Raw genomic sequence first — 24,441 nt, forward strand, 5'->3', positions numbered from 1 at the left:
AGCGTTTCGGGATCAGCCGCTGACGGTTATGGTACGCTGCCCCCGAGAACGGCACGATGATCCATGCCGGAAAAACAAACGCTAAACCTCGCTTTTGCCCCGGCCGACCTACTCACCGCAGATCCGAAAATAATCATGGCAAATAATACTTCGCATCCAATGCACCTCGTTTTGGTTACGTCGCAAGCGCGACGGCCGGTACATCTGCAAGGGGAGTCCATCGCCCGGGGTGGCGAGGGCACGATCTATCGATTAGCCGGCGATCCGCCGCTGGTGGCTAAGCTCTACCACCGCCCGGATTTACAGCGCCGCGCGAAGGTCGAAGCCATGCTGGCGGATCCGCCCGAGCTTCCGGTGCTGGAGCGGCGGGGGCGGCGTTACGTCCAGCTGACTTGGCCGGTGGGTCTGCTGGAGGATGCGCGCGGCAACTTCTTCGGCTACGCGATGCCGCTGGTGGATCTGCGTCGCGCGACGTTGCTGGATAACCTCCTTTCCGCAAAGGCGCGCCGCGCCTATGACTTACCGGAGCATTACCGGTATCGGGTGACGGCGGCATATAACCTCGCGCACCTAATTGCCGAACTGCATGCCCACGGGCATCACGTCATCGATCTAAAGCCTGGGAATATCAACGTTTACTCCGACCAGGGGGCTGTAGCACTACTCGATACCGACGGTTTCAGTATTCGTGGGGATGCCGAGCGTTTTCCGGCACAGGTGTTCACGGACGGCTATATCGCGCCGGAGGCCTTGCGGCAGGGCCTGACTGCGGATCGGTTGGGCGAGGAGCAGGACCGCTTCGCGCTCGCGGTTATTCTGTTCCAGCTGCTCAACCAAGGGCTGCACCCCTATCAGGGCGTGCCCAGGCCGGGTGCGCAAGTGCCGCCAAGCAATGGGGAGCGCATCCGAGCGGGGCTTTATGCGTATGGGAGACGGTCCAATGCGCTGTTACTGCCTTCGCCATGGAGTACTCACCGCTTCTTCGCCGCTTCGACACGCGCTTTGTTCGATCAGGCGTTCGAGCATGAGCGGCACCGGCCTTCCGCAGCCGAGTGGACCGAGCACCTGCGTACGCTTCTGCAGCCGGGCGGGCTTCGGCAGTGCGAGCGGGTTGCGGATCATGCCTATTTCACAGACACCTGCGGTCTGTGTGCCTTGCAGGATGGTACGCAAGATGCCCAGACACCGCCGCCAAGCGTTAGCGCGGCATCCGTCGGTGCGGCTAGTACGACATCAGGCAGTGCGGCTAATGTGCAGCCGGCGAGTGCGAATCGCCGATCAACGCCTTGGCGCTGGGTCGCAGGCGGAATGGCTGCGGCGGTGTTGGCCGTCGCCGTTGCGCTGCCCTGGTATTGGGGAGCGTCTCCCGAATCGGCTTTGTTCAAGGCTATCGGCAGAGACGACGCAACGCGTGCAGTGCAGCTGACCGAGGAGCACGCATTCAACCTCTCGGCGGACTATTGGCGTATCGAGTATGAGGATTTGCTTGAACATGCATTGGCTTCGAACAGTGAGCAGACGCTCCGTGCACTTATTCCTCACTGGCAAGATCGGATAGCGGACGATCCCGGCTACTGGCTGGAGCGGGCGCTGCGGGCGAACTCCGCACGCAATTTCGGCTTGGTGTACCAAGCGGCCGCTACCCCGGTACTGGACGAGCAGCTCCGCGGCCTATTGCGTGCCCGGGTCTTCGACCATGCGGACCTTGAATTGCGGAACGTGCTGCGGGAAAGCGCGGCGGGTGAGCGCGAGTGGGGCGCGGTGCGCGAAGTGGCGCGACAAGAGAGTTTGCGCGAGGGGACTCGGCCGGCATTGGTGCGTTTTCTGCAAGGGGCCTATCAAGAAGCAGGTGCGATCGCCACCCCCGAGGGGCTTGCCGTGGCCAACGATGAGTGGCGCATACTGGCGGCTCTTGCCGAGGACGGTGCCGATCTGGCAGCGCCATCGGCGGGGCCATACGCGGAGCAGCCGGTTGCTCTGGCGGACCTTGCTGTGCGAAACGCTGCCGCTAGCGCGCTGGCGGTGCTGGTCCAGTACGATCAGCGATTGCCACAGCCTCAGGCGGCGTATTCGCCCGAGCTGTTGCAGGCCGGTCTGTGTCTTGCTCTCTTCCAAGGCTGGACGAGACCGGTCGAACACTTTTTGAGCCATCAGGTTCCGTTTCCCATAGCCTGCCATGAGCCGGCTACCGACAGGTCAGTCGATGCTCTGGACCTGGCGCTTGAGAAGGCTCCGGCGACGGCCGTTCAGCTTATCGGGAAGGGTTATCCGTTCGATGACCTGCATTTTCTCGATGCATTGGTAAATGCTCCGGTTGCGGTGGTCGATGCTTATCTGGCGCAAGGAGCCGCGCTTGACCGCCTGTACGAGTTCGATAGCGCGGATGTGCCGGGGCACGGTCGTCAGACGCCGCTGACCCTGGCGGCGCAACTTGGCCGTGACGACTTGGTCGAACTTTTCCTTAGCCGGGGAGCGGCGGTCGATGAGCCGGCAGCGCACGGTTTCACTGCGCTGATGCATGCGGCCATGCGGCCGGGCAACGCGCGGGTAGCGCGTTTGCTGCTCGATGCGGGGAGCGATCCACAGCGGCGCAATGCCAATGGCGATAATCCGTTGCTTGTGGCTGCCAGGCATGGTGCCGAGGATGTTGCTGAGGTTTTGCCCAACCCGAGCCCCGAGGATCGGGCGCGGGCCTTGCGATACTGGGCCGGGAGCGGCAGCGTCGGTCAAGTCGAGGCGCTATTGCAAAGTGATCGGATGCCCCAGGACGCGCTCGATCAGGCCCTGCTTCGCGCGCTCGGCGCCGACGAGCTGAGCGACCGTCATCTTAAAACGGCCCGCCTGCTGCTCGAGCGCGATGCCCGCATTGTGGGCGATGCGAGCGTCTATCATCGCCTAATTGGAGCGCCGTTCCCGGATGAAGAGATTGAGGCGCTGGTAGAGCTGTTTGGACGCCATGGCGGTCTTGACGGCCAATATGATGGCGACACGCCGCTCTCCCGTGCGGTAACGCTTGGCCGCTGCGGGCTTATTCCCGCACTGGTCGCGGCGGGAGCACCGATCAACCAGCCGGATGCCGAAGGCCGTTCAGCGTTGATGGTCCAGATGCAGCAGCCGGCGTTAGGTAGGAGCGCACCTCAAAGCAGCTTTTCGGACTGTGTAGGGACGCTGCTGTCGGCCGGGGCTGATCCCAACTTCGAATCGTCCAGCGGTGACACGCCGTTGTCTCTGCTTGGTGTCGGTTTCGGCCAAGAGCCCAATTCGACGCGCAGTGGCCCTGCAGGAGCGCCGCTGCTTAGGGAGCATCGGCAGGCACTGGGTTTGTTGGTACGTGCGGGAGGGGATTTGAACCGCCGCAACCGCCACGGTCAGTCGCCCTTCGTGCACGCGGCTCGGCATGGCAATAATGAGTTCGTTCGCCTGGGCTTGGAAATCGGTGGCGATCCCTGCGACATCACGGAAGAAATAGTCCGTTTGGGCGGCGATGAGTTCTTCTACTCTGACTGGAACGGGGAAATCAGTGCGTTTTTTCAGAGCAACATGTTTGGATGCTCGTTACCGCCTAGGGAGTAGGGCAGGGCGATCGCTACCAAGCAGGCATTACGAACAATAATGCCTGGGCGAGGTTCGCTGTTTTGAATGCGCGAACCCCGCCCGAGGCGGTCGAGCGATTCCGTTAGCGAGGCAGTGCTGCGTAATGCGCGTCTATGGCCTGCTTGCGTTTTTCGGCGCGGGCGAACTTCAGTAGCCACAGAGCGCCGTGTATCGCCAGCACCAGCATGCCCATGAGTAATGCGGCTAAACGAAGTGCGGCGGGGAGGACGTTCTCCGGTACTCGCTCGGCGGTGACTTCGAGAATCAAGCCGCCGTTGTTGTCGCTGCGGTGGCCCGTAACCAGTCCGGTCAGATCCAGCGGCCATAGGCCTTCGTCGCCAGATAAGGCCTGATAAGCCCGCCATTGCACTTCCCACGGTGTCAGGTCGCTATTGGCGTTTGCGCTCGGGAATACCGCTTGGACATAGTTCTGGGGTGCCGAGTAACGCAGTATTTCGGCATCCGCCGGCGCTAGCGGCAGCACGACGCCGCCTTGTTGGCTGCGGTTCGCGTCGCGCAGGTGAGGGGTGTACTGAGCCGTCATTTGTGCTGCGCCCAGCTGTTCTAGGTGCGAACGTAAGTTTCTTACCGTGGATCGATTGGCGGCCCCGCTGTGTAACTGCTCGCTACGAGCATATTCCACGAGCGCGTTCCAGTTGTCCGGGGCCGGCGTATCGCCGAAGAAGGCGACATTCGATAGCAGTAAGTTCCGCAATTGGCCGCAGGCTCGGGCCGACCCGGAGGTACGGCTCGTGCACTCGCGGTCGATGGCGAGGATCAGTTCGCCGAGGTTGTTGAGGCGGTGTACCTCGGTGGTGCCCCCGCGGTGGTTGCCGCTGCGGATCGCCTCCATTTGCACCATCAGCTCCAGCCTGCGGTCGCGTTGCGTGCTTAGGAGCTCGCCGTTATAGAGACGAACCAGCTCCGGGTCGAGTTCGACATCGGCAACCTGCGGCGCCGGCGCGCCCCAGCGTACTTGGCGGCAGCTCACCTCCCGCAAACCGTCATGGTCGTCTTGGGGCAGCTGGCAGCGCACCTCTCCTTGAAGGCGAACCATGGTGCCCGGACTCGGCGGCTGAGCCAGTACCCGTTCCGGGTCGGTCAGCGTTTGCGGTTCGCCGTTCAATAGCGCCGCTTGTACATGCGCGGTATCCAGTCTGATTTGGTCGTTGTTGATCAAAGCAATGGCCACCATCAAGCAGCCGGTGAGCGCGAGCAATAAGTGCTTCCCCCAGTGGATAGGAGGGAAGTGGCGGGTCTCGTTGTCGAGCGAGAGGGTATTGCCGTAGCGCACGATGGTCTGGTCGTCGACCCTGACATCGAGATCTACCGTCGCATCGGACTTGGCGGTGAAAAACGGCGCCCAGTGCTTGGGTAGCGTCACCGGCAGGTCGGAGCCGACGTAAAGTTGCCAGCGCTGCGTGTTGTCGCTCGGGTTGCGCCATTCGAGCAGCGTTAGTTTGCCGCGGACGTGGTTTACCGGTTGCGGCGGTTTGGCTTTGCGCCGGCGCAGGAGCAGCCATTGGCCGAGTACCAGTAGCGCAACACTTGCGATTACCCAAGGCCAGGGGCTTAGGCTGTTGCCCGCGATAAGGAGCGAGATGAAACTGGCTAGCATGGCCAGTGCGGCCAGTATGCCGTAGCCCGGATGGTTGCGGGCGGCGGCCTCGGCTGGGGTTTCTTCTCGTTGCCCGAGCACCTGCGCGGATTCGATGGCCTGCGCTTCCGGGTGCTCGGCTTTGGTGTTGTCGGCACTCGACTCGGGCGCGGCGTGTGCTTGCGCGTCGGCGGCGGCAGACTCGGCTACCGACAGCGCTCCTGTGTCGCCTGACGTCCACCGCTCTTGGCGCTTGCGTTCGGCTTGGGCGCGCGCGTAGCCGCCGCGGATGTCGAAGGCATCGTTCAGTCGTACGACGAGGGCAAACTTTGGCGTTAGCACCACTTCGGCGACATTGTGTGGGGCGAGGAAGACGGTGGCATCGTAAGGCAGCACGACCTCGACGCCGCCGATGGTGTCGTGCATGGTTTCGCCGCCGTTGCCGCCGGAAATACCGTGGCGTAGATACGGCCCTTCGATCCGAAAGACGGAATCCGCCAGCAGCTCGACGGTTGGCACCGGGCTGAGCGACTCGTTATCAAGCGCCTCGATACAGGCCCGTTCTTCTTTATCGAGTAAGCGAATGGCCTGGCCGTCTTGCCGCAGCTCGCGCATGGCGGCCTTGTTATCGGCGCGGCGGGAGTAATAGCTGATGAGGCTAACGATCGATGAGACGATGATGATGGCGAAAAGAATGAGTTGTAAGGTGGCCATAACCAATCCGTACTGTTCGGCGGGTAGCGTAGAGAGGCATTGCTCAGGCAGCCGTAGAACGGCGGCCGGGCTACCCGTTCCCCCCAAGTTACAGGCCAAGTGGCTGGCCTGACGAAAACGACGCCTCTACTGGAGCTTTATTACTTCCGGAAGAGCTGATGTGTTGTTTGCGCGTCGTCGTGGAAAGCGGTGCGTTAACCATCCCCCTACATGATCAAGGCGCCGCTGAAGAGGCTTATATTAATTCAGGAAGGTGGAAAAGATCTAATTTCACTATTTGATTTAACGCCCATAGGCGCTTGGAGCAGAGGAGGGGCGGGCTGTTTAGCGGCTTGTCGAGTTGGAGCGACGCGCCGGGGAGGCGCGCCGCTTCATACTTAGTGGTCGAGCGGCCGATCCGCTACTGGCCGGATTAGTCTTCTTGCGCGGCCAGTGCGCCACGACGCACGAAGCTGCGTTCGAAGACGAGTTCCGGCGTGCCGTCGGTATCGACTTCATAGGCGGCGCCGTAGAAGGTGTCGCCGATGATTTCGATCCAGAAGAAACCGCTGACCTCGCCCGCCTGATAGAAGCTTGAGTTGGCTTGCAGGCTGCTTAGCGGCCTTTGTTTCGCGCCGGCGCCGCTGACGATGAACTCGGTGTTGGGGCAGTCTTCCACGGGCGGCAGCCATTGCAGGTCGTGATCGTGGCCGGCGAAGAATACGTCGACATGCTCGCAAACCGTTTTTCCAGAAACCGTTTATAGCGTATGCCTAGGCCGGGGATGAGATCGTAGCGGCCGGCATTGCCGTGGCGCCCGTTGGAAATGTAGGGGTAATGGGCGAAAGCGAAACGCCAGGTTGCCGGCGACCTTTCCACCGTGCTCAGAAACCACCGCGTTTGGGTTTCTTTATAGCCGGTGATGGGGCCGCGGTTGGGGTGATTATCGCCGGGCGTGACGAGCGGGTTCGAATCTAAGGACATGAATAAGGCATGTTCGTGCTCAACCGAATAATAGCGGTAAGGCATGTACCATTTCTCGCTGCTCCGGTCGGCACGGTAGTGGTAGGCAACCTGATTTTGGCCCTGATCGTTGTAGAGCCCGAGCCCGGTCAGCAGGGAATTGTCGTGGTTGCCGAGGGTCATGTAGAAGGTGAAGTCGAGGTTACGGTAGGGGAGTTCGAATTTTTCCTCGAATTGAGGGTCGTAGGGGCTGCCGGCGCCGACCTCGTAGATGTTGTCGCCAAGGCCTAGGGCGAAGTCGCAGCCGCGTTCGAGGCAGACTTGCTGCATGGCGTCGGCCACACGGTATTGGCGCTCGCCGCCGGTGCCGGTATCGCCAACGGCGATAAAGCGCAGCGTCGGTTGCGTTTCCTCTTGCGGCGGATTGTTGTCGGCGCTGTCGTTGTTGTCCGACTCGCTGCCGCAGCCTTGCAATGCCAACAGGAAGGCGAGCAAAGCCGCGCTATAAGCTAAGCGTTTCATCGATGTTCTCCGGTTGCGCGTGGTGTCAGGTTGTGGTGCGTGGCGTCATGGGCGCCAGCGGCGGTGCGTCCGGGCGCGCTTGGGTGACCTGACGAGAGGTGGCGAGTACGGGGCTGCCGGCGGTTACCGTGAAGGCTTTGCCGAAGTACTCGGTGGCGGAGCGCTGGTAGAGCGTGTCGATGTACCACCATTCGGCCTGTGTGCGCTCATGGGTGATATCGAGCAGCACGTAACCGTGGCGGCGCAGATCGACGTATTTGATGTGCGGGTTGACCACCCGTAGGGAGTCGGCCACCGGGTCTAGAATGCCGAGGCCGGGCGAGGTAATGGAAGGCGTGATGAACTCGACGCCGATACTGCCGCGACCGGTGATCGGCGAGTAGCGCACCCGATTGTTCGGGGTGGGCGTGAGTTCGTTAGCCCAGGAGGTGTGAATATCGCCGCTGAGGACGATGGGGTTGTCGATGTTCGCCAGCATGTTCATCACGCGTGCGCGTGCGGCCGGGTAGCCGTCCCACTGGTCGACGTTGAGCAATTGGCCGTCGCCGGAGATGAGGTTGCCGACCAGCGGCATGGCCCCGACGATGGGGCCGATGAGCTTGGTGCGATCCATCAGGTTGCTTAGGATCGGCAGCGCGGGGAGTAGGTTGAGTTGGGCAAACATGACTTGCTGCCCAATCAGCTTCCAGGTGCAGTTTGAGCTATACAGGCCGTGTTCCAGCCAGCTTTCCTGTTCGGCGCCGAGCATTTGCCGGTTCGGGTCTTGTAGGGTGCGGGCATCGATGGGGATGCGGTGGGCCGGCTCGTCGCGGCCGTACAAGCGTGTGTCCAGCATAAACAAGTCGACCAGGTCGCCGAAGCGGAAGCTGCGGTAGATGCGCTGGTAATGGTCGGCCGCGTAAGGGCGGATCGGCAGCCATTCGTGGAAGACTTTCTCGGCGATGGCTCGGCGTACTTCCCAGCGCCCCTGGGTTTGTTCGTCGTGATTCTCGGCGCCATGCATCCAGGAATCGTTAGCCGATTCGTGGTCGTCCCAGATGGCGATAAACGGGTGTTGTTGATGGACGGCCTGGAGATCGGGGTCGAGCCGGTATTGCGCGTAGCGGGTGCGATAGTCCTGGAGCTGCACGATATCGTGGCCGGGTTCGACGATGCGGCCGTCGTTTTCCATGCGGTCGCTGGCATATTGGCCTGGGCCGTATTCGTAGATGTAGTCGCCGAGATGCAGCACGGCGTCGATATCGCGCCGGTTGGCGAGGGCTCGGTAGGCGTTGAAAAAGCCGTGCGAGTAACTGGAGCAGGAGCAAAAGGCGAGCCGCAGGCGTTCGATGTGGCCGCTGGGTGCGGTGCGCGTTCTGCCGATGGCCGAGTCGTGACCCAGCGCCGAGAACTGGTAGTAATACACGCTGCCGGCCTCCAGACCGCCAGGATCGATGTGTACGGTGTAGTCATGCTCGTCGACGGCGAGCGCCTCGCCGGTGGCGACGATGTCTTGCAGATTCGGGTCGCGCGCGAGGCGCCATGTGACCGGGACGGCGTCATACCTGCTCGTGGTGACGCGTGTCCAGAGAATGACGCTATCGGTTAGCGGATCGCCGCTGGCAACGCCGTGTAGAAAAGGGTTCGGATGCGTGCCGTCGAGCGACGCCGAGTCGGCGTCGACCTCGCAGCCTACCAATACGCTCGCAACGGCAAGCCCGGCGAGCGAATCGCGTGCTTTGCCCAATAGTTGACGTCGGCTGATTGAGCTGCCCAATAGGGGGCGCAGCGGAAATTTATCGTCCATGGATGGAATTACCTTGTTTTTGCTGTTTTCCCAGGCGAGGCAGCATAGGGGCGTGTTATGACGGTTTTATTAGGTGTTCTTGACGTTTTCGGTGAGCGATAAACGGCGTTTCGATGCGGTTGGGTTATGTCGCGAGGCGGGCGAAACAAGGTCTGCCGGTGGGGTTGTGGCGGAGGGTGCTAACTCAATCGCCAATGCCTTGCCGACCATGTGGCCGCAGGCAATTGGCAGCGGGATTTCGTTACGTGTACTGTGGCAGCACAGCCGCGAAGAGGCGACGCATCCAAGTGGGCTCGGCCGTCTCCCGCTCCAGTTGCCGTAACCACTGTTTCGCCGACGGCGGCCGTTGCTTGGCGAATGCCTGCTCGAACATCCGCTGTAGCGGGCGCGACCAGGTCTTGTGCTTACTTTCCGCCATGGGGCGTAACCGAGCGTTGCCTTTGCGCCCGTAGGGGTAGAGCCGTTGCGCTACCCTATCTCGTAGTTCCCGTGTGCGTCGGCCGGTTTTCTCGCCGGTTTCCCAGACGCCGTCGTAGGGGTGAATCCCGACGTTAAGTAGCTGAAAGAGAATGACGGCTAAGGCGTACTCGTCCTGCCGTTGCCCCAAGGCGTTTGCCTCGATTTGCCCCAGTAGCGCCTGAGGGTGCGTATACTCGGGCGAAGGCCGTTGTCGTGCCGGATGACGATTACCATCGTGGCTGTTGATGCTAAAGTTCGCGCACCTTGTCAGACGCACATTCGGCTCTTGAAAGGAAATGTAAGGCAGGTGAATTTTGCGAGGGTCCAGCGCAATAACGCAATGGCCTTTGTTGTGCAGGTCGGCGAGCCGCGTACATAGGTGTTTTGCTAACGTGAGCCGGCGCTCTTGCCTGCTCCAGCCATACGGTGGGAGGCCGAGTTCGCTCCCGAGGTTGCTGTGATAGATCTTGTTATCGGTTAGCACCGTGTAACCGCGGAAATTGCCGGCAGGGTCCTCGATCCGCGCGGTGGGCCATTCGAACAGCATCAGGTTTTCGCCGTCGCTGACCGTGCTTAGCGTGTCCGGAGGTGCGCGTAGCATATCGTCGATGCGTTTTTCGACATCGTGCCGGGGCGGCGACCTCTGAACACGATGGCGTGCTCGTTATCGATTCCGGCAATATCGTACCTGTGCCCTCCCATCGGGTTGCCAAGCCTTGCCGCGAGCGTTAGCGGCGTGCGTTGGCCGGTAGCGCCATCGACGCGATAGAGGCTGGCGGTTGCTTGGGCATTGCTTGACGGGGCTTTTCGTTTGCTTGTGGCCTTTTTTTACCGTCGGATTTTTGGGGGCAGGTTGTTGTCGGGTGTCGGCGGCATTGGCGCACCAAGGGCAGCCCTTGCGGAACTGAAGGTGATCGGCGTCCGCGGTGCAGGCGCTTACACGGTTTCCGTGCGGGTCTAAATACGCCTTAAGCTCCTCCGTCCATTCCTGAGCGGCAGGCCGATGCCGCGTTTTCAGAAAGGCCCGCTCGAACAGATCGTGAAGGGCTTCGTCGAAGTGGCTGTGGATACTCCAGGGCGAGGGAGCAAGCTGCGGGTGTGCCTGGCGAGCATAGGCGTAGAGGCCGGCTTGGACGCGCTCGCCATTGGTTGCGGGCAGTTGGTCTCTGCCGTTGGGCACCCCTTGGTAAGGGTGAAGGCCCTGATTCAATAATTGGAACAGAACGACGGCCAGCGCAAAACGATCCTGCGCCTCGCCGAGCTGTTCGGGGGGCTGGCTTTGTTGCAGCGCTTCGGGCGCGATGTAGCCGTCGGTGTAGACGTGCGCGGGGTATTGGCGCTCGGTGCTGCGGATGCTGAAGCCGTCGGTATCCAGTACGGCCACCACTGGCGCGTCCGTATAGACATGGAAGTTGCCGGGCTTGAGGTCGATCAGGTGATGGCCGTGGGCGTGGAGTTCGGCGACCAGGTGCGCAAGCTGGTAGGCGACTTTCAGGCGGAAGCGGTAATCGTCCGGCAAGCCGAGGGCGCGTCGGCCGCGGGCGCTGAGCAAATACTCCAACGGCGCGGTGCGCTCAAGCTCAAGCTTCGGCATCGCATAGCCAAGAAAACGCCCGCGGGTGTCCTCCAGCCGGCCCAGCGGCCAGGTGAGCTGCGGATAGGCGCGGCCATGCTTTTGTAGCGGCGGTAGGCGCGGCGGATCGGCCAGCATGGCATCAAGCTTGGCCTCGCGCTCGGTACTTGGCTCATGGTAGAGCTTCGCCACCAACGGCTCGTTTGCCAGACGATAAATCGTGCCTTCGCCCCCGCGGGCCAGCGGGGGACGATCAAGGTGCACGACCCGACGTCCGTTGGCGGCGCTTAAGAGCAGCGTTTCAAAAGGTGCGTTTTCTGCCATGACTGTAAGTGCTTTTTCAGAAGCTGAGCCATCTTACGCCAATTAATGTCGCGGAGGGGTATCCTTTGGGTGGTGAAGCCTTCGTAAGCCCTGAACGCGGGCGGCGAGCTTTATCTTTTGCGCCACGTCGTTCGCCGTGGTCGTCTTTTCAAAGTCGTGACATTTTATCCGCTTAACCCACTCTTATTTCCTTAGGATCTTCAATCTGTAAGAATCGAGGTTTGTTCTTATCAAGAGATCCGCTGGACATCATGAAAACGGATATTTCCCACCTACCGGATAATAAGCAGCGCGAGCTGCGTTTAATTGTTGAAACCATCACCGCCTTGGTGGACGTGGAGCTGATCGTGTTGTTCGGCAGCTACGCCCGCGGTAATTGGGTGGAGGACAGCTACGTCGAAGGGCACATCACCTACGAATACCGCAGCGACTACGATCTGCTGGTGGTCACCGATCTGGTGCGGACGAAGAAATCCAAACCGTTGTGGAGCAAGGTCGAGCAACGGGTGCATGAGCATCCGGCCTTAAAGACCTGGCCGAACCTGATTGTGGAAGACTGCCGACCGTTGCAGAAGCATCTGCAGGAAGGGCATTACTTCTACACCGATCTCTACAAAGAAGGCATCGTGCTCTACGACAGCGGCCGGGTGGAACTGGAGCCGCCGCGGGAACTGGATGCGAAAGAGCGTAAGGAGCAGGCTCAGGAAGACTTTGAGTTTTGGTTTAATAGCGCCGACGAGTTTTTTATCGATTTTCAGAATGCCTTCGAGCGCGGTAGCTATGCCAAAGCTGCCTTCGAGCTCCATCAATCCGTCGAGCGCTTCTATAATACGGTGCTGTTGGTCTATACCGGCTATAAAGCCAAGCAGCACGACATCGAAAAGCTCCGCAAACAAGTTGTAACTTGCGATCCGCGTTTCATACCCGTCTTTCCGCACGTCACGAAAGAGGATAAAAAGCGCTTCGAGCTTTTGAAGAAAGCCTACATCGAGTCCCGCTATAACAAGAAATTCAAGGCCAGTCGCGAGGATTTGGAGTGGCTGGCTCAGCGAGTCGAGCATTTAAGAAGTTTGGTCGAGCAATCCTGCCGCGAGCGCATCCAGAGCTTCTAAACGGACGCTCGCCTGCTACAAGGTGGGCGAGAGCGTTTGTCCGGGCGCCAGTAATGCGGGGGATACCTGCTAAGGGGCTCCCGCTTACGTCCTCCCCACGAAACAGGCTAGACGTCACCTAGCCGTTCGGCCAGTGGTCGACGTTAACGAATTCGGTAACGCTAACTTTATATTTGCTTAAGTGCCGAGGCGGTAGGTGTGGTTTCTGGGCTGCCTACCCTTTCGTCGACCATGGAGTTGGGTTATGGAGCCGGTATGTTGTACCCGCCAAGATATGGATGAGAATGGAAAGTCTGGAGAAAACAAAACTTGCCTTTTCCAAGCCAGCGCAGTGTGCGCGACAATCAGAGCCGTTCGAGACCAGACGGCCAGACAACTCGCGACAGCGCGGCAAGCCAATGACTACGCTCCTGGGCTGAACCGGCGTATCTACGAAGTCAGAGGAATGCTTGAGTTGGCGCGCCGACTGTCGTTCCCCCCGGAGTTGCTCCTCTTTCTTGAGGATCATTACCAAGCACTTCGCATGAGAAAGAAAGACTGCTTAACCAAGCAACCACTCTATAACCTGGGTTGAGTGGCGAGAGACTACATCGTTACAAACTTCTCTCCATCGGGGGCGCTGTGTTGGTAAGCGTTAACCGAAATGGATTCCGATACCGAGAAGAACATACCTAAGAGCGGCAAAAGCACGCCGAATTAACGTTTAGGGGCACATAAGTCTATAATTCCGGTACCTCTTTCGAATGGAATCGGCTACGCGCTGCCTTGTTGGTCGTTAGATCTATTTGGAAATAGTCGTGTTCGACGGGAAGGAACGCGACCCGGCGGCTATAAGTCAGCGCTACCGTTAGTACCAAAAGGACTGGATCTAGCCATGCTGACGCCTTACGACGTCGATAAAACTATTCTCGCAGGGCTTGTTGAGCATATTTTGAGCTGTTTGTCGTACCCGGAAAAGGGGATGCCCGAGACGCTAGATTGGCTCCAGAACGTTACCCGGTGCGGCAGCATTATTCTTTGCCAGATCGATCTTGTAGACCATGGCCCTATCAAGAAAGTGGTCAATCATAGCTATCACCCTCAATGGATACAGACTTACCTTACCGAAAATTTTGCCAAGGTCGATCCGGTTATTCGTTATGCACGCGAGTATAAGGGCGTCTACCCGTGGCAAGATGCCTACGCGAGGGTAGGGCAAGACTGCCCCGGCATGTTCTTTGAAGCGGCCGCCGACTTTGGCCTTCGCGAGGGTTTTGCTTGCTGCATAAGGGGTGGGCGTTCACGGATAGTAACGGCTTGCTCCTTGAGTGTAGATAAAAACACCCTAACACCTGCCGCCGAGTGGGCTTTGTTCAGTGCCACATCTGCATTGCATAACGCAATGCGCAGCGCCCAGCGTCCGCTGCCTCCGCAGAGGCTTTCGCCGCGAGAGGAGGAGGTTCTGAAATGGGCCAGCGATGGCAAGACGGTGTGGGAAATCGGGAAGATTCTCCAACTGTCCGAAGGCACGGTTAAATTTCACTTAAGCAATATCTATCGGAAACTTGATGTTACCAATCGCGCTCAGGCTATTGCCGCCGCGGTTCAGCAAGATCTGCTCTGAACCGGCAAACCTCAGCGTGAAGGCGTACTAACGCCTTCACTCATTCGTATTCCACCGTGATTTCGATATTGCCGCTATAGCTGCCGGCGGGCTGCGAGCCGGAGATGTGTAGGGTGGCGCCGACATTGAATGTCTGCGTACCGGTGCTGTCGAGTGCGCCGGGTGCGTTATGGGTAAGGTCGTCGACGAGTAAGGTGTCGTTGTTCTCGTTTGTCATGATCGCTTCTTCGGGGAGGTGCAGCGAGTAGCTACTCGCCGGTTCGCCTTCCAGGAGAAAGCTTGCCGAGTGGTATGTCGAACCGATGCAGGTGACTGTGCCCAGGCAGGTTCGGGTGCTGCCTGGGGTGAGTATGGCCGAGCCGCTGCTGTTGCCGGGTGCGAAGGCGCCGAAAGCTAAGCTACGCGTGTTCGTGAGGGTCAGCTCCGCGGCGGCCGGCGGCGCCATCAGTAGGCTCGCAGCTAAGATGGCGTGCCTGATTCTTATGGTGTGGGGGCGTGTGTGTCGTGTTGCATGCATGGCTTGTTTCGTCATGGTTGGGGGTGGTCGTCGCGAGGCGTTAGAACAAGGTCGAGCTGTTGCGATTCGCCCTTGACCGCCAGCGCGGCGCTTGCCGACAGCCGGCGCGAGGTATGCTCCGCCCGCAGTAGGTAGCGCCCGGGGCGGACGGACTCGACGGTGTAAAAGCCGTCGTAGGCGGTGCGCGTCTGCGCTACTAGGTTGCCTTCGCTATCCAGGAGCTGAATTGGAATGCCGGAGGCGTTTCTGCCGTCGTGCGTGGACACGAAACCTTCTACGCGACCGACCGGTACGATCGGGAGTTGCAGTTGCGCGGTGCGCGACGGCCGGAGCAGAAGCGGGGCTTCGGGTTGGACGACTTCCCAGAACGGGTTGCCGACGCTGCGCTCGTCGATGTTGACGGTGAGCGGTCGATAGGGCGCTAGCGACTGGAGGTGGACTCGACCGCCGGCATCCGTTTGCATGCGCTGGCCGCCGGCGCGGACGGTGATATCCGCTAAGGCCGGCTCCTCCGCTCGGCGTGTGCCGGAGCCGTCTTCGTCTAGAAATACCTCGGCATCGATAGCTGCGGCGGCGGTTTGCGCGCGGGCAGAGCGTATCCAGCGTTGTTGTTGCGGCGAGTGGCTAAGGCCGAAGGAGGCGGAGATGCCGGCAAAGATCTGGCCGCTATCGTCAACGCTGACATTGGTGCCGATGGCTATCTCGTGGCGCTGCCAGCTCAGGCCGGCGTTGACGCGGGAGGTGTCGTCCGCCCAACCGTGGATGTAGCCCACGCGGGCGGTGGCGGCAGGAAACGCTCTCCAGTCGGCGGTGATGCTGGCACTGGTGAAGTCGTGTTGCGGCCGCAGTTGTTGATTGAGTTCGCTGCGAATGTTGAAACGATGGCGGCGAATGCTGAGCAAGGTGCGTGTATAGGCAAGGCGATAACTGCGCTCTTCGGTGGCTGTCCGGCGGCTGTCGATTCGTTGCGATGCACGCCAGAAGCGGCTTTGCGCGGCGAGTGTGCCGAATAGCTCCGTTCGTTCGCCTTGGGTCCAGTCCTCTTGTTGTGCGCCGATGTCGATCGATGGGCGGATGCCGCCGGCGGTGGTCGGTAGCCGGCTGCGCAGCCCGATGAAGTCCTGAGCTTTTAGTTGCCCCGGCCCGCCGATGCGGGTGCGTTCGCTGTCGAAATCGGAAAAGCGGGCCGAGCGTCCGGTCAGGTTGACTTGGCCGATCTGGGTGCTGAGATCGATGCTCGCCGCTCGGCCGTCGGCGTCGTCGGCCGCCGCTTCGATGTAAGCGAAGGCCCAAGGTGCCGCCGCGCTGAGGTTGAGAGAGGTGTAATGGCGTTGTTCTTCGTCTTCGTCCTCGAGGCTGCGGAAGCTACCGCCAACGGACAGGAGGCGGTGGACGCCGTATTGGTAGTCGATGAACAGCCTGTCGTCGCTGGTGAGTTCTTGCCAGCCCCGGTCGTCGCGCGTACGGGCGGCGATGACGCGGTAATTATGCTCGCCCGGCCGAATCATGCCTGGCCCTACAATGCGTTGAAAACGCTCTTCTCGTACTTCGCCGTGCGGGCCGTAGAAGACGAGCCGGAAGCGGTTGGTGCCGAATTGCAGGGGCACGTCGATAAAGTCGTAGTGGTCGATGTCACGCGCAAAATCGATCAAGCGACCGTTGTGATAAAGCTCCACTTCCCAGCCGATGGGTAGCTCGCCACGGAGATCGATACGGTCGAACTCGCGCGGGCGGTGCAGCGGGAAATTGGATATTTCGGCGCCTCGGGCGCGGGCCGGCCGGGCGATTAAGGCGTGCCCCGGTATGCTGATATCGCCTAGGGCATAGTGACGGGCGCGGAGCGGCCCTAATAGCACCGGGTCTGGATGGCTGCGGCCGGTGCGGGCGGTGATGTCGCGAACCGGCTCGTTGTCGCTGCCGGCGATGGCGAGCAGGGTGTCGTGCCCGAGCAGTTCGCCTCGCCCGACGACTTTATAGCGACTGGCGTAATCGGTACCGTCGTCGCCCCTTCGCAGTCGTTGCTCTACGGAGACGTCGATAAACGGCCAGTCCCACGTGCGATAGGGTAGTTCTTGCGGTGCGACGGTTGCGTCGGTTTCGGCGCTACGCGGCGGCAGCCGTGCCCAGCGGCGAGCCCGTTCCTGTCGCCGTTGTAGGGGTAGCGTCTCAAGGGGTGTGACGGTAAGTGCTTGCTCGAACGGGTCGAAATGCAGCTCGATGGGAAACCAACGCTGCACTGCGTCGGCGTGTACGTAGATGCTGCCGTCGTGCGCGCGAAGGTGCGGTTGCGCTATCGGGCTTTGTTGGCTGCCTAGGGTGACCTGACAGCGGTCGGCATCGAGCCGAAAGCGGCGCTCGGGGCTTATATACCATCCCTCGATAACATGCTCTTCCCGGCGGGATAGGGGGAAGTGCAGGGCGGCGGTAAGCTCGTCCAGCGGCAGATAAAGCTCGTCGGCCTCGTCGACATAGAGGAATAGCGCCGGTTCCAGCAAGAGCCGGCTTTGGTCGAGCCGAACGCTCGCGATCCGCAGATGTTCTTCTGCGAAAACCTGCTCGGGTATTTGGCACTCAGCCCACGCTGTATCCTGGATCAAGAGTAGCGCAAGCAAGGTGGCGAGCAGTTGCAGGGAACGATCTACAGCGAGCCTGCGGCGCGACGTTAACTCACCATTGCAGCTCGGTTTCCGCCAGCCGCGCATGTCGGCCCTCCTGAGCGTTATACTCGACGCGGAGCCGACCGGAGGGGCGCGAATCCGGAGGGATATTGAGCGGAATCGTTATCTGTCTCGCTTCGAGCGGCGGATAAACCGCCAAGCCCCGCCGCAGGCCGACGCGTTCCTCGTGGCCGTCTTCGGGTTGAAAGTACACTGCTATGTCGCCGAACAGCGAGCGATCGCCCTGACGTTGCAGGGTGAATGTCGCTTGCGGGCGGTCGCCGTCGGTGTGTAGGTGGAGGTCGGTGATGTTGGCTGTTGCGGCAAGTTCCCCTATTCGAATAACGACAGGAATCGAGATGCCGAATACGGGGTGGAGTCGAATGTCCAGCCCGGACGGGTTGTTCTCGCCAACATTGAGGTCAACGGGTTCGTTGCCCGAAGGTTCGATCTGAAATAGCAGGTGCGAGCGATATTCGCCGTCTGGGGTATCGGCGGCGGTGCGGGCGATGCGCACTGTCTGGCTGCCGCCGGGGGGAAGTCGCACCCGCCGGGGCGAGTAGCGTAAGAGCTGGTCGGCAAAGAACTGCTCGTGGCCGGATGTGGGGGCGATCAGACGCCCCTCCGGCGTCATTTGCCGGTTAACCAGCGATATTCTTACTGTCATGGGCTCTTGCGAGCGATTCGCTAAGGTTACCTGAGCGTGCGTTTGCTCGCCTTCGAGCACCAGGCGTTTAGGCGTTACCAACAGGCCCGCTGTCGCAGGCATGCCGATGAGTCCGGCCAGTATGAGTATGAGCCCAAGGCAGTATACCCGCCGGCGGCGAGGTGGGCGCGTGAGTTTTCGAGTGCCAGACGACCATGCCCCACCTGCACCGAGAAAACTCGGAACAGCGATATTCTTTTTCATAGTTATCCCGCATTAGCTACGGTTGGAGAGCGCAGAACACCGCCGCCGGAAGCGGCGGTGTTGGTTGTTGTTATTACTCGTAAGCGACCGTTACGTCGAAGGTGCCTTCATAGGTACCTGTTGCCTGGTTGGCGGCAACGTTCAGCGTTGCGCCGACTTCGAAGCTCTCTTCGCCTTCGGTATCCAGCGTTTCCGTGGCATTGTGTGTGAAGTCGTTGATAGCCATCGACTCGGGGTCGGTGACGTGATCGATCGTGACGTCTTCCTCGAAGGTAATGGTGTAGGCGTATTCAGGTTCGCCCTCAACGTGGAATGTCGGTACGGCAGGCGTTCCTTCGCAGAAGAAAACGCCGCAGGTTCGTGTGCCGTCGGGAGCTATCGTGACGGTACCGCCAACGCTGTCTTGGGCAATGCGGGCGAAATCGAGGGTGTCGTCGACGTCGTCTACTTCAATGGTTAAGGCGGTAAAGATCTCGGCGGCCGTGTTGGCCGTGGCCGAGTCTTCCGCCGAGCTTATGGCGGGCACTAATAACAGTGCGGCAGGTAGGGCAAGGGCGGCGCTTGGTCGGCGAAAAAAACGTTTCCTGTCGATCATAATGCGGTCCCTCATCATGAAGTGAATATTAACGGTGTCACCGATGGCGCGGGGTAGGGGAACGGCATCGCTCGATCGGCACTGCCGCAAGCGTCGATTGCGCCATAGGGTTTATTAGCTTGGTTTTACGTTGAGGCGCGGCCCCGAACTCGTTTCCCCAACGATCTCGTAGGACGGTCGAAGCTAAGTAAGCTGCGATCGCCGGAGGCCGGGAGGGCTCGTGGCCTTCGACGATCCTGCTCAAACCGTGCGGATAAGCCTTGAAACGAGGGAAAGATTCGGTGCCCTTAGTTAGATAGGGTGAGGTTGATCTTTTTCAACATCTTCGGCCGGCAGGTTTTCTTCTGCCGCTAGGGCATTCTTCCTAATCCCTTGGTTGGGGGCCGTCGTTGAGGTGGTGCTTGCGAGGTGAACCGCCGCCTTAACGATGGGCAAGAAGACCAGGTAGCGGTTGCCGCGCGGCTGGTGTTGGCACATCGTTCGGAGCTTATAGATAGTCGCGAGGTATGGTGCGCTCCCAGTTTTCCGAGTAGACGCGGCGATCCTGCTCGTAGGCGTCGAGCTGGGCATGGATGTGGAAATCTTGGGTTGTGCAGGTGAGTACGGTGCGGGTAATCACCTCGATCGACCAATCGCCGCGTCGGAAGCTGCGCTCGGTGTAGGTCTCGCCGCGCGGGGAGGTGAAGTCGCCGCCGCGGAAGGTGTACCACTCGTAGGTGCTGCGTCGGATTTCCGTGTCGGTTTCTTGGATACGGAAGGCGCCTTGGTCGTTGACGACTTCCAGTGTGGATTCGTCCTTCGCCAAGTCGCGAATCAAGCGCCAATTGTGTTCTCCCGGTTCGAGCAGTTGGATATCTAGCGGCGGCGCGCCTTCGGGTTCGCCGAACTCGGAGAGTTGCTTATCTTCAGGTCGCGGCTTACGGACGGGTAAAATCAATGTGCTGCTTCCGGTCATGACGGATAGCGTTACCGGTTCCGGTGGCGGCCAGGCCAGCGGCCAGTATGAGGTGGATACGGAAAGCCGTAGCCGGTGCCCTGCGGGAAAGCTCTGGGCAATCCCATTAAGGCGCACTCCGACGGTGTAGCGGCGGTCTGGTTGCAGTGGTTTGGGGTGTTCGTTGCTGTCCCGGTGGGTTAGGTTGAGTAGGCCGTAGGTGACGCGGGTCGCTTTCCCGTCGGGGGCGACGTCGGATAAGCGGACGGCTACCATGCCCAGCGGCTTGTCGGCGGTCAGCTCCAGTTGTACCTGTGGCGCGCGAAAATTTCTAGCGATTCCGTTAAAGGCTCGCTATCGAAAATTAGCGCTCCGCCATCTTCTTCCCGTTGATCGTGCGGTAGATCGGGAGTGGCGGCGTACGAGCACCACTTGCCGGCGAACATGCCGACGCTGAGCGGGGATTGCACGGCAAGTGCGCGGTGTTCCACGGCTTCTTTGACGCTGCTGGCGATGCAGTTGGGCCCCAGTCGGTAGTGCGTTTCCTTAATGTTAGGCGAGGGCCAGCACGGCTCGGCAATCCAGCGACCGGGCCGGGCTTCGTAGGATGTGTCCGGCGGTACGCTATCTTGCATCCATACCCGGAGCATCGGCTCGTCCATAATGCCGGTGTCGCGCTCTTTTAACCAGTAGTCCCACCAGCGTACCGCTTCTTGCAAAAAGCCGATGGCAGGCCCGGGCACACCGGCGTGGGGATACTTATGGCCCCAGGGGCCAATGAGACCTTTGCGGGGTACGTCCAGGTGTTGGAGTAGACGGAAAATGGCGTTGGTGTAGCCGTCCGCCCAACCGCCGACGGCCAGCACCGGGCATTGAATGGCTTGGTAATTCTCGCAAACCGAGCCTGGTTTCCAGTAATCGTCGCGGCGTTGGTGTTCGAGCCAGGTTTCGAGCCAAAGCCCGCTGCCGCGTAATCGTTCGAACCACATGCTGCGCCAGCGCTCGCCGACGATTGCCGGGTCCGGCGGCAGGCTGTTGAAGGCGAACATAACGGTGGCCTCGGAGAGATTGTCGCCAAGTAAGCAACCGCCCATGTAATGCATGTTGTCGGCATAAAGATCGTCGGTCGAGCAGGCACTGATGATGGCTTTCAGTGCCGGCGGGCGGCGGGCGGCGACCTGTAGGCTGTTAAAGCCGCCCCAGGAGATGCCCATCATGCCGACGTTACCGTTGCACCACGGTTGCTCGGTGATCCAGGCGATCGCTTCGACGGCGTCGTCTTGCTCTTGGCGGGTGTATTCGTCGGTGACGATGCCGTCCGAGTCCCCGCTGCCGCGCATGTCCAGACGGATGCAGGCGTACCCGTGGCCGGCGAGATAGGCGTGATTGGTTGCATCGCGCCCGCGCGTAATGTCGCGTTTACGGTATGGGATGTATTCTAGTATGGCAGGCACCGGCTCTTGCTCGGCAGCCTCCGGTAGCCAAATGCGTGCGGCCAAGCGCGCACCGTCGCTCATCGTAATGAAAATATTCTCGATCTCGCGGACCGAGTAGGGTAACGAGGTTACTTCTCGCATGCTCACCCCCTAAGCAAGCGTTTACTGTCCGCTTGTTTGGGTTTTCTGTATCGGCTCGAACTCGAAGTGCATGGCGTCAACGCAGGCTTCGAACTTACGTTGCAGTTGTTCGGGGCTATCGGCTCCCAGAAAGAGGATGCCGAGGACGTAGCGGTAGCTGTCCTGATTGGGCAACTCCGATAAGCGAGTGCCGGGGCTTACATCGAGCTCGATGTGTGTGTCGGGGAAGCGTTGCTCTATTCTGGCCAGCTCTTGTGTGCTTGGAATACGGCGCACGATGCCGTCTTCGTAGTGGGGAATCATATACTTAGCCGCTATTCGGTACTTGCCCTTACGGTACGGTATGGTCGGCCGGAGGCCTTGGGCGATATCAATGGCGATTTCGTGGTTGGACATACCGTCCACTTTGTAGAAGAGGTCGCTGTGCGATTGCGAAATACGGTTATTGACCTCGATTAGCCAGAGTTTGTCGCGTTCCTGATCCCACATGAACTCGGCGTTAAAGCAGCCGTTATCGAAGCCGATATGGCGCAGGAAGCGCTCGGTGGCGTTGATCATTCGCTGTTGTATTTTTCGGGAAACGTCGAGGGGTACTGATAGCGCGAGAAGCTCTTACCGTGGCGGTCTTTGGGCATGTCGATGACACCGTGCACCTTGTACTCGCCTTGAAACACGGCTCCTTCGGGTGCGGCTTGTATACCTGAGATGATCTCCTCGGCGATACAGCTGATACCGGTCGCTGCCCGAATATCGCTCGGTAGATCGACCATATGTAAAACTTCATCGAAGGCACTGCCTATTTTTGTAATGCCTTCACATATTTCTGCCTGCGCCTGTCTGAACTCCCCCTCGTTGTTAATCTTGAATCCGAGCTGTGAAGCGAAGGACTTAACGGGCTTGATCCAAAAAGGAAACTCAAGCTCGATTTTGTTTACGGCTTGGTTGTCGAACGGGTCGAATAAGAAGAACCGGGGAACGCACTCGGGGATGACGCGTTGTTGCTCGACACGGCTCCAGTATTTGTGTTCGCACTTGAGCACGCTTTCCAGCGAAGGCGAAGGTATGCCGTACTCGCGGCAAAGAATGGGGCCGAGTACGCTGGTGGGAAAATCCCAGTGCGCAATGATGGCGTCGACGGAGCCGGGAAAGTTTTGTAACTCCCGCCGGGCTTGGTTAAGTAAGTCTTGGAAAGAGAAGTCTTGGGGTTTGACCACCGTGTCAAAGCCGAGTAATCCGTGGAAGGCATAGCGGTCGGCGTTATGGATGGTTGCCAGTTTTTGCCGCTGAAAGTCATCCAGCCCAATGATAAAAACGTTTTTTGTCACTGCGTCCTCGCTTGCATGCCGGGTATATCCCTAACCCGCCGACGCCGACGGGCTGCTGAGAAACGGCAGCGACGACCTTTCGCCGTCATCGTGCCGTTCTCGGCAGCCTGTTGGCATGCAGAGGTATTAGCAAACCATTAATAGCTTGTGTTACTTATGTTGGGCTACTGCCCGCGCATGGCAAACTAAGAGCCTCTGCAACGCGACGAAGCGTGCTTCGCCGCGTTGTTTTACTTCTCCGCAAGGGCCGGTGGCAGATGCGTAATAACAAACACTTAAGTTTTGTGGCGCCTGTTGCCCACTTTTTACGAGCGTTAAAACAAACATGTTGAAGATACTCGCCGGCCTTTTTGGAGTTTATGCGGTTTACGCTTTCTGGGCGGCCTTGCAATCTCAAAGTAGTTGGCTCGTGTTCGCAGGCGGGTTGTCGTTGGTCGCTGCCGTAGGGCTTGCTTGGCGTCAGGTGTGGGCGCGGGAGGCGGTTATGGCAGTGGCGGCGATTACGGTATACGGTTGGATTTTAACTGGCTATCAGGTAGCGAAAATTATCGACCAATATCAGGTTGATATGACTTGGCGGGAAGCGTTTATTTCTCCTTGGCTGCTGATTCCGGTTATGCAGTTCGTTGCCGTGATTTTGGTATATCGAGCGCGCAAGCAAGGGCAATTGAACCGGTCGGGCGACGTGAGCCGTGTGCTCGGTAAAATTCCTCGCGTTGCGCTGGGAACATTGCTCGCCCCGATGCTTTCTTCCGCGTTGCTGGCTGTGTGGGTCGCCGTGTCGCAGGGCAACGGTTTAGGCGCTCTTGAGCTGATATTCATTGGCGCTTTTCTTGTCGTTACGTATATCGGTACTGTCATTATTGGGTTGCCCGTTCATTACATGCTTGCCGAGCGTCGGCGGACTTCGCCTTTCTGGTATCTGGGGGCCGGTTTGCTAGGTGGGAGCGCGATGGGGCTGTGGTTAGAGTTCGTTAATCCCGGTTTTAGCGTGTTGGGTATGGTCAGCGGTTTGGTGACCGCGGCGGCGTTTTGGTTGGTTGTTATATGGCGGTCGCCAGCCTACCTGATGCAGAAGGCGGCGGGGGCGGATTTTACTGGGTCTTAACTAGTTGTTTGGGGAGGTTTGGTGGGGGCGTTTTGTTGTTTGTTGTGGTTAGTTTCTGGTGTTGGTGGTTTGGTGTGGTGCGCTTCGCGCGCTTGATTTAGAAGGCGGGGTTCCGCCCCCCGCACGGCGGGAATCGGGCCTGCGCTTAGTCGCTATTGCCTGTAGCGATGCATAACGGCCTGTTTCGCCCTCTTGGGCGAGTCCCTTTTCTTTGCGTCGCCAAAGAAAAGGAACCAAAAGAAAGGCGACCCGGAGGCGCTGCCCCGCTGCGCGGGGTGCCCTGCGCTTCTCGGGGTTTTCGGGGTTCGCCCGACAGGCCATCCCTGGCCTGACGGGCGAATGGCCGCCATCCTTGGCGGCCACCCCTACGGGGCCTTAGCCGAAAGCCCCTGCGATGCTCGGCAGCGCCAACGGGCAAGAGCAAGCCCCTTCGATCAACGTCTTCCCTAGGCACAAACGCCAACCCGGTTAACAGCGTTAGGCGGGTTAGGGATAGCAGAGGCGGTGAACGGAGTGCTCTTACCCCGCCCTTTGGCTCGCCGAGCATCGCAGGCTTCGAGCGACAAGGCCCTTGGGGAGCGATACGCCTTGG

General features: G+C 59.8%; 16 protein-coding genes and 1 pseudogene. 4 read left to right on the forward strand and 13 right to left on the reverse strand.

The genetic code is table 11. The features are described from left to right. Positions 1–135: 135 nt before the first annotated feature. Positions 136–3,573, forward strand: a complete 3,438-nt coding sequence (locus tag CAI21_RS08625) for an ankyrin repeat domain-containing protein (RefSeq protein WP_181919329.1) — start codon at positions 136–138, stop codon at positions 3,571–3,573. Positions 3,574–3,676: 103 nt separating this feature from the next. On the opposite strand, the gene CAI21_RS08630 is transcribed toward CAI21_RS08625, so the two are convergent. The 6 genes from CAI21_RS08630 to CAI21_RS08655 form a co-directional block, all read right to left on the reverse strand. Beyond that, complete coding sequence (locus tag CAI21_RS08630; protein ID WP_116301920.1) at positions 3,677–5,905, reverse strand: IgaA/UmoB family intracellular growth attenuator; 2,229 nt, start codon at positions 5,903–5,905, stop codon at positions 3,677–3,679. Positions 5,906–6,317: 412 nt separating this feature from the next. Continuing rightward, positions 6,318–6,563 (reverse strand): hypothetical protein, encoded by a 246-nt coding sequence (locus CAI21_RS08635; RefSeq protein ID WP_116301921.1) that lies wholly within the window; start codon positions 6,561–6,563, stop codon positions 6,318–6,320. After that, complete coding sequence (locus CAI21_RS08640; RefSeq protein ID WP_116301922.1) at positions 6,500–7,369, reverse strand: metallophosphoesterase; 870 nt, start codon at positions 7,367–7,369, stop codon at positions 6,500–6,502. Before CAI21_RS08640 ends, CAI21_RS08635 begins: the two co-directional genes overlap by 64 nt. A 25-nt stretch (positions 7,370–7,394) precedes the next feature. Next, positions 7,395–9,155 carry an alkaline phosphatase D family protein gene (locus CAI21_RS08645; protein WP_116301923.1) on the reverse strand — a complete coding sequence of 587 codons (1,761 nt, stop codon included), beginning with the start codon at positions 9,153–9,155 and terminating at the stop codon, positions 7,395–7,397. A 241-nt stretch (positions 9,156–9,396) separates the two neighbouring features. Then, positions 9,397–10,215: a hypothetical protein gene (locus CAI21_RS08650; protein WP_116301924.1), complete on the reverse strand. Its 819-nt coding sequence runs from the start codon at positions 10,213–10,215 to the stop codon at positions 9,397–9,399. Between the two features lie 63 nt (positions 10,216–10,278). Then, on the reverse strand, positions 10,279–11,511 hold the full coding sequence (locus CAI21_RS08655) for a protein kinase domain-containing protein (protein ID WP_116301925.1): 1,233 nt from the start codon (positions 11,509–11,511) through the stop codon (positions 10,279–10,281). A gap of 221 nt (positions 11,512–11,732) precedes the next feature. Between CAI21_RS08655 and CAI21_RS08660 the strand changes: the two genes are divergently transcribed. Both CAI21_RS08660 and CAI21_RS08670 read left to right on the forward strand, forming a co-directional pair. Next, on the forward strand, positions 11,733–12,623 hold the full coding sequence (locus CAI21_RS08660; RefSeq protein ID WP_147305066.1) for a HEPN domain-containing protein: 891 nt from the start codon (positions 11,733–11,735) through the stop codon (positions 12,621–12,623). Positions 12,624–13,497: 874 nt separating this feature from the next. Beyond that, on the forward strand, positions 13,498–14,226 hold the full coding sequence (locus CAI21_RS08670; protein ID WP_116301928.1) for a helix-turn-helix transcriptional regulator: 729 nt from the start codon (positions 13,498–13,500) through the stop codon (positions 14,224–14,226). Positions 14,227–14,266: 40 nt separating this feature from the next. On the opposite strand, the gene CAI21_RS08675 is transcribed toward CAI21_RS08670, so the two are convergent. The 7 genes and pseudogenes from CAI21_RS08675 to CAI21_RS23720 all read right to left on the reverse strand — a co-directional run bounded on the left by CAI21_RS08675 (position 14,267) and on the right by CAI21_RS23720 (position 22,741). Next, a complete protein-coding gene (locus tag CAI21_RS08675; RefSeq protein ID WP_181919330.1) occupies positions 14,267–14,671 on the reverse strand; it encodes a DUF4402 domain-containing protein in 405 nt (134 codons plus the stop codon). An 83-nt stretch (positions 14,672–14,754) separates the two neighbouring features. Then, positions 14,755–17,445 (reverse strand): carboxypeptidase-like regulatory domain-containing protein, encoded by a 2,691-nt coding sequence (locus tag CAI21_RS08680; RefSeq protein ID WP_116301930.1) that lies wholly within the window; start codon positions 17,443–17,445, stop codon positions 14,755–14,757. Then, positions 17,411–18,169, reverse strand: a complete 759-nt coding sequence (locus CAI21_RS08685; RefSeq protein WP_181919331.1) for a fimbrial biogenesis chaperone — start codon at positions 18,167–18,169, stop codon at positions 17,411–17,413. Before CAI21_RS08685 ends, CAI21_RS08680 begins: the two co-directional genes overlap by 35 nt. A 214-nt stretch (positions 18,170–18,383) precedes the next feature. Further along, entirely contained in the window at positions 18,384–18,905 is a 522-nt protein-coding gene (locus tag CAI21_RS08690; protein ID WP_181919332.1) for a DUF4402 domain-containing protein, read from the reverse strand. A gap of 487 nt (positions 18,906–19,392) precedes the next feature. Next, positions 19,393–21,416 (reverse strand): annotated as a pseudogene (locus tag CAI21_RS08700) (CocE/NonD family hydrolase). Positions 21,417–21,437: 21 nt separating this feature from the next. Further along, complete coding sequence (locus CAI21_RS23715) at positions 21,438–21,974, reverse strand: ATP-binding protein (RefSeq protein ID WP_220347804.1); 537 nt, start codon at positions 21,972–21,974, stop codon at positions 21,438–21,440. Next, positions 21,971–22,741, reverse strand: a complete 771-nt coding sequence (locus tag CAI21_RS23720) for an ATP-grasp domain-containing protein (protein ID WP_220347805.1) — start codon at positions 22,739–22,741, stop codon at positions 21,971–21,973. The genes CAI21_RS23715 and CAI21_RS23720 overlap by 4 nt, the downstream gene beginning before the upstream one ends. A 409-nt stretch (positions 22,742–23,150) precedes the next feature. Here CAI21_RS23720 and CAI21_RS08710 point away from each other — a divergent pair, with 409 nt between their 5' ends. Then, positions 23,151–23,849 (forward strand): hypothetical protein, encoded by a 699-nt coding sequence (locus CAI21_RS08710; protein WP_147305068.1) that lies wholly within the window; start codon positions 23,151–23,153, stop codon positions 23,847–23,849. The last annotated feature ends 592 nt before the right edge of the window (positions 23,850–24,441 follow it).

The sequence above is a fragment of the Alkalilimnicola ehrlichii genome, from assembly GCF_003399765.1.
In the GTDB taxonomy this organism is placed as follows: domain Bacteria; phylum Pseudomonadota; class Gammaproteobacteria; order Nitrococcales; family AK92; genus AK92.